This is a genomic window from Nocardiopsis lucentensis DSM 44048 (genome assembly GCF_000341125.1).
In the GTDB taxonomy this organism is placed as follows: Bacteria; Actinomycetota; Actinomycetes; order Streptosporangiales; family Streptosporangiaceae; genus Nocardiopsis; species Nocardiopsis lucentensis.
Genome location: NZ_ANBC01000153.1, coordinates 1 through 6,434 on the forward strand (window position 1 = coordinate 1; position 6,434 = coordinate 6,434).

The window sequence follows — 6,434 nt, forward strand, 5'->3', positions numbered from 1 at the left end:
CGAGCACCGCACGCACCCCCCGCGCGATCTCCACATCCTCACGCGCACGCACCACCAACGACCGCACCGCGGACCCCGGCACACCCACCTCACCCTCACCCCGCACACCCGCGTTCACCACCGGATCCACCTCCACCCCCAAAAAACCCAACCCCCGCGCCGCCCGCCACCGCACCTCCGCGGAGTTCTCACCCACACCACCGGTGAACACCACCGTGTCCACCCCACCCATCGCGGCCGCCATCGCCGCCACCCCACCACGCAACCGGTGCACATACACACCCAACGCCAGCACCGCCGCCGCGTCCCGCCGCTCCACCACCTCACGCATGTCCGCCGTGCCAGCCAACCCCACCAACCCCGACTCCTCCTCCAACACCTCACTCACCTGCCGCACCGACAACCCCGCCCGCTCCTGCAACCACACCACCAACCCCGGATCCACCGTCCCCGACCGCGTCGCCATCACCAGCCCCTCCAACGGCGTGAACCCCATCGTGGTGTCCACACACCGCCCCCGCAGAACCGCCGACAACGACGCCCCCGACCCCAGATGCGCCACCACCACCCGCTCACCACCGGTCCACTCCACCGCCCGCCGCGACGCATAAGCGTGCGACAACCCGTGAAACCCATATCGGCGCACCCCCCACTCACACCGCCACCGCCGCGGCACCGCATACGTCGCCGCCTCCTCAGGCAGATCCACATGGAAGGCCGTGTCAAAACACGCCACCGCCGCCACATCCGGCAGCACCCGCCCCACCACCTCGATCCCCGCCAACGACGAGCCCTGGTGCAACGGCGCCAACCCCGCCAACGCCCGCAACCGCTCCACCACACCGGTGTCCAACCGCACCGGACCAACGAACTCCCGCCCCCCGTGCACCACCCGGTGCCCCACCGCATCAGGCGCGGGCCACCCCCGCACCGCCTCCTCCACCGCGCCCCGGTCCCACACACCGCGCTCGGCCGGAACCGACACCTCCTCCACCAGCTCCTCACCCTCCACCACACTCAGCTTCAGGCTGCTCGACCCCGCGTTGACCGCCAACACCCGCATCAGTACGGCCACACCCACTCCCGGATCCGCTCCGGATCCTGCCCGAACTCCCGCGTGTACGCCCGATCCCGCGCACGCGCGTCCACCATCCGCTGCCGTACGTGCGCCGCACCCCGCGCCAACCCCTCCACCCGGTCGATCACGTCCATCACCAGGTGGTACCGGTCCAGGTCGTTGAGCATCACCATGTCGAACGGAGTGGTCGTGGTGCCCTCCTCCCGATACCCGCGCACATGCAGGTTCTCGTGGCCCCGCCGCCGATACGTCAACCGGTGCACCAGCCACGGATACCCGTGGAACGCGAAGATCACCGGCTTGTCGACCGTGAACAACGCCTCGTACTCGGCGTCCGACAACCCATGCGGATGCACGTCGGCAGGCAGCAACCGCATCAGATCCACCACGTTCACCACCCGGACCCGCAACCGGGGAAACGACCCCCGCAACAGATCCACCGCCGCCAGCGTCTCCAACGTCGGCACGTCACCCGCGCACGCCAGCACCACATCCGGATCCGCGCCCCCCTCGGTACTGGCCCACTCCCAGATCCCGATCCCACGCCCACAGTGCGCGACCGCCTCCTGCATCGACAGGTACACCGGCTCGGGCTGCTTGCCCGCCACCACCACGTTCACGTGGTCCCGCGACCGCAGACAGTGGTCCACCACCGACAACAACGTGTTGGCGTCCGGCGGCAGATACACCCGCACCAGCTCGGCGGGCTTGTTCAACACCACGTCCAAAAACCCCGGATCCTGGTGGGTGAACCCGTTGTGGTCCTGCCGCCACACGTGCGAGGTCAACAGATAGTTCAACGACGCGATCGGAGGCCGCCACGGCAGCTCCCGGGACACCTTCAACCACTTCGCGTGCTGGTTGAACATCGAGTCCACGATGTGCACGAACGCCTCATAGCAGTTGAACACCCCGTGCCGCCCGGTCAGCAGATACCCCTCCAACCACCCCTGGCACAGGTGCTCACTCAACACCTCCATCACCCGCCCGTGCCGCCCCAGATGCTCGTCGGTGGAGAGCACCCCCTCCTCCCACACCCGGTCAGAGGCCTCCAACACCGCGGACAACCGGTTCGACGCCGTCTCATCCGGCCCCACCAACCGGAACGTGCCCGGGTTGGCCCGCACCACGTCGCGCAGATAGCCGCCCAGCACCCGGGTGGCCTCACTCGTGACCACACCGTGCCCGCCGGCCTCGACCGCGTAGTCACGAAAATCCGGCAACTCCAGGTCCCGCAGCAACAGCCCACCGTTGGCGTGCGGATTACCGCTCATCCGCCGCTCACCCTCGGGCGCCACCGCCCGCACCGCCTCCACCGGAACCCCCGAGCCGTCGAACAACTCCTCGGGCCCATAGGAGCGCATCCACCCCTCCAACGCCCGCAGATGCTCACCGTCCTGCCGTACCCGCGCCAACGGCACCTGGTGGGAGCGCCACGTCCCCTCCACCGGAACCCCGTCGACCTCCTTGGGACCGGTCCACCCCTTGGGGGAACGCAACACCACCAGCGGCCACACCGGACGCTGACGCAGACCGCCGGCGCGCGCCGTGCGCTGGATGTCGGCGATCATGTCCATCGCCTCATCCAGCACCCCCGCCATGCGCTGGTGCATCGCCTCCGGCTCCTGCCCGCTCACCAGCAGCGGCCGGTAACCCAACCCCTCGAAGAACGCGGTCAGCTCCGCCTCGGGAACCCGCGCCAACACCGTCGGGTTGGCGATCTTGTACCCGTTCAGGTGCAGGATCGGCAGGACGGCGCCGTCTCGCACCGGGTCCAGGAACGAGGTGGCGTGCCAACTGGCCGCCAGCGGGCCGGTCTCGGCCTCCCCGTCACCCACCACGCACGCCACCACCAGATCGGGATTGTCGAAGGCCGCGCCATGGGCGTGCGCCAGCGAGTACCCCAGCTCACCGCCCTCATGGATCGACCCCGGAGTCTCGGGCGCCACGTGGCTCGGCACACCCCCGGGGAAGGAGAACTGGCGGAACAGGCGCCGCATCCCCTCCTCGTCCTGGGACACGTGCCGGTACACCTGGCTGTAGGTGCCCTCCAACCACGCGTTGGCCACCGCGGCCGGCCCGCCGTGCCCGGGACCCAGCACGTACATCATGTTCACATCGCGTGCGGTGATCACCCGGTTCAGGTGGGCGTAGCAGAAGTTGAGGCCGGGGCTGGTGCCCCAGTGGCCCAGCAGCCGGGGTTTGACGTGCTCGGGGCGCAGCTCCTGGCGCAGGAGCGGGTTGTCGAGCAGGTAGATCTGGCCGACCGACAGGTAGTTCGCCGCCCGCCAGTAGGCGTCCACGCGCGCGAGTTCGTCGTCCTCGATGGCCATGCCGCGGTCCTCCCGGAGGCGTCGTCCGTCGGCGGAGGGGCCCGGTCACGTCGAGGGGAGGCGGCGCCGTCCCGGTCACCGTAGCCGGGGCCGGGGGCGCACTCCAGGCGACGTGCCGGGGCGGAGGACCGGCCATCCCACCACCCAGAGTCATCAAAGAGTCACATTTGGCCCTCGCTGTCGTGAACGAGCCGGGCCCAGGACCGCCCCGGCGGGGGAGGGGAGGCACGACGAGCGACCACGCGATCCGGGGCCCAGGGTGCCCGCGCGCCGGGGGGCGGGGCACGATGGCCCGGGGTCGGGGGGGGGGAGGGGAGAGGCGGACCTCCACCGGAGCCCCCGGAGGGTGTGCGGGCTCCGACTGCCGGAGTGGTCCGAACCGTGACCCCCACAGGGCTACAAATCACCACATAACACGCACAAGACAGCAAAAAGCTACAAAAGGATGCATAACATCATTTATGCATCAAACATGGCGGCAGGGGGGAGGCCCCACCGGGGGACGCCCCAACGCCACACAGGCGGCGACGCCCCCGGCCACCTCCCATCACCGCAGCACACGCGCCCAGAACCACCGCGACACCGCCCCCAACACCCGCACCGCACCGATGGCCACCGCCGTCCACCACGCGACGAACACCGGGACCCGCTCACAGTCGCGGGCACACCCGAACCACGTCGCGCCTTCCGCGCCACCGATCAGGCGCCGCACCGAAGACATCCATCCCGCCAACGACCCGCGGATCATCGACCCACCCGCGCGCGCACCGCACGGATCCGCACCCCGGACGCCTTCATGGGCCCCCTCGGACCCGCCGCGCCGACCCGAGCCGACACCACCCGCGGACCCCGCCGCGCAGCACCCACCGCCGCGCCACCGGCACCCACCATCATGAACACATTCAACCCACCCGCAACACCCGAAACCCCTACCCCACAAGGGATCCCGCAACGCCGATAATGCACATTATGTCAAGTAAACCGTGACCGGCCCCACCCCACACCGGATTTAACGACCCGCCGGATACCGACATGTATACGTAACCGCCCAACGCGGCCCACGAAACACCCCGCCCCCAGCCTCCTAGATGTCCCCCGACACCAACCCCCAAGGAGGTGGCGTGGCACGCACACGCCTGGGCACCCTGCCCACCACCCTCACCGCGGCCGCCTGCGCCCTACTCCTGACCACCACCGCCTGCACCGGCGGCTCCCCCTCCGGTGTCGACGACGACACCGTCACCGTCGGCATGCTCCACTCACTGTCCGGCACCATGGCCATCAGCGAGGTCACCGTCCGCGACGCCGTCCAACTCGCCATCGACGAGATCAACGCCGACGGCGGCGTCCTGGGCCGCCAGATCGAACCCATCATCGAGGACGGCGCCTCCGACGAGGCCACCTTCGCCGAACGCGCCCAAAAACTCCTCGCCTCCGACGACGTCGCCACCGTCTTCGGCGGATGGACCTCCGCCTCCCGCAAGGCCATGCTCCCCGTCTTCGAACGCAACAACGGCCTGCTGTGGTACCCGGTCCAGTACGAAGGCCTCGAAGCCTCCCCCAACATCGTCTACACCGGCGCCACCACCAACCAGCAGATCATCCCCGCCCTGGACTACCTGCGCGAACAGGGACACACCAACCTCTACCTCGTCGGCAGCGACTACGTCTTCCCCCGCACCGCCAACCAGATCATCAACGCCTACGCCCACGCCCACGACATGCAGATCACCGCCGAGGAGTACACCCCCCTCGGCCACACCGAGTACTCCACCATCACCAACGACATCGCCCGCACCCAACCCGACGCCGTCTTCAACACACTCAACGGCGACTCCAACGTCAGCTTCTTCCAACAGCTGCGCTCGGCCGGAGTCACCCCCGACGACACCCCCGTCCTGAGCGTCAGCGTCGCCGAACAGGAGATCGACGGCATCGGCGCCGACAACATCACCGGACACCTCACGGCCTGGAACTACTACCAGACCACCCAAACCGACACCAACACCGGCTTCGTCGAGGCCTTCACCACCACCTACGGCGCCGACCGCGTCACCTCCGACCCCATGCAGTCCGCCTACAACGCCGTCCACCTGTGGAAGGCCGCCGTCGAGGAGGCCGGCAGCTTCGCCGTCGACGACGTCCGCGCCGCCCTCGACGGCACCAGCATCGACGCCCCCGAAGGCACCATCACCATCGACGGCGACACCCAACACGTCATCAAGACCGCCCGCATCGGCCAGGTCAACGACAACGGCCTCATCGACGAGATCTGGACCTCCCCCGAACCCATCACCCCCGACCCCTACCTGACCGGCTACGACTGGGCCGCCGACCTCACCGGCTGACACCCCACCCCTCCCACGCGGCCGGGACCCGCACCATCCCGGCCGCCACACCACCCCGGAAAGGAGCCGCGGTGGACACCCTGCTCACCCAACTCCCCGTCGGCCTGGCCATCGGCGCCGTCCTCCTCCTGGCCGCCCTCGGCCTCAACCTCACCTTCGGCCAGATGGGCGTCATCAACATGGCCCACGGCGAGTTCATCATGGTCGGCGCCTACACCGCCTACGTCCTCAACACCTGGCTCTCCCCCACCCCCGCCCTCATCCTCGCCCTCCCCGCCGCCTTCGCCGTCACCGGCGCCCTGGGCTGGCTCCTCGAACTCGGCCTCATCCGCCACTTCTACGGACGCCCCCTGGACACCCTCCTGCTCACCTTCGGCATCGGCATGATCCTCCAACAAGCCGCCCGCGACATCTTCGGCGCACCCAACGTCGACGTCCCCACACCCGACTGGCTCACCGGAGGCATCACCCTGCCCGGCGACATCCGCCTCCACCACTCCCGCCTGTTCATCCTCACCCTCGCCCTCATCGCCGTGGCCGCCCTCACCCACCACCTCCACCACACCCGCCAAGGACGACAGACACGCGCCGTCCTGCACAACCGCGACCTGGCCGCCATCACCGGCATCAACACCCGCCGCGTCGACGCCACCACCTTCGTCATCGGCTCCCGCC

Annotated in this window: 5 protein-coding genes; 2 read left to right on the plus strand and 3 right to left on the minus strand. The window is 69.3% G+C overall.

Annotated elements, in window-relative coordinates:
• The 3 genes from D471_RS0105170 to D471_RS40030 all read right to left on the minus strand — a co-directional run.
• On the minus strand, window positions 1–1,063 hold a 1,063-nt coding region (locus tag D471_RS0105170; RefSeq protein ID WP_026127426.1), incomplete at its 3' end, for an acetate/propionate family kinase.
• Window positions 1,063–3,411, minus strand: a complete 2,349-nt coding sequence (locus D471_RS0105175) for a phosphoketolase family protein (protein WP_017597646.1) — start codon at window positions 3,409–3,411, stop codon at window positions 1,063–1,065. The genes D471_RS0105175 and D471_RS0105170, both read right to left, overlap by 1 nt.
• Window positions 3,412–3,958: 547 nt before the next feature.
• Window positions 3,959–4,123: a hypothetical protein gene (locus D471_RS40030; protein ID WP_017597647.1), complete on the minus strand. Its 165-nt coding sequence runs from the start codon at window positions 4,121–4,123 to the stop codon at window positions 3,959–3,961.
• A 409-nt stretch (window positions 4,124–4,532) separates the two neighbouring features.
• Here D471_RS40030 and urtA point away from each other — a divergent pair, with 409 nt between their 5' ends.
• Together urtA and urtB are read left to right on the plus strand one after the other, a co-directional pair.
• Window positions 4,533–5,759: an urea ABC transporter substrate-binding protein gene (gene urtA / locus D471_RS0105190; protein ID WP_017597648.1), complete on the plus strand. Its 1,227-nt coding sequence runs from the start codon at window positions 4,533–4,535 to the stop codon at window positions 5,757–5,759.
• A gap of 71 nt (window positions 5,760–5,830) precedes the next feature.
• On the plus strand, window positions 5,831–6,434 hold a 604-nt coding region (gene urtB, locus D471_RS0105195), incomplete at its 3' end, for an urea ABC transporter permease subunit UrtB (protein ID WP_017597649.1).

What these genes read in the sequence shown, in the direction of transcription:
- D471_RS0105175 (WP_017597646.1), bottom strand. Translation starts at nt 3,411, where the DNA reads ATGGCCATCGAGGACGACGAACTCGCGCGCGTGGACGCCTACTGGCGG.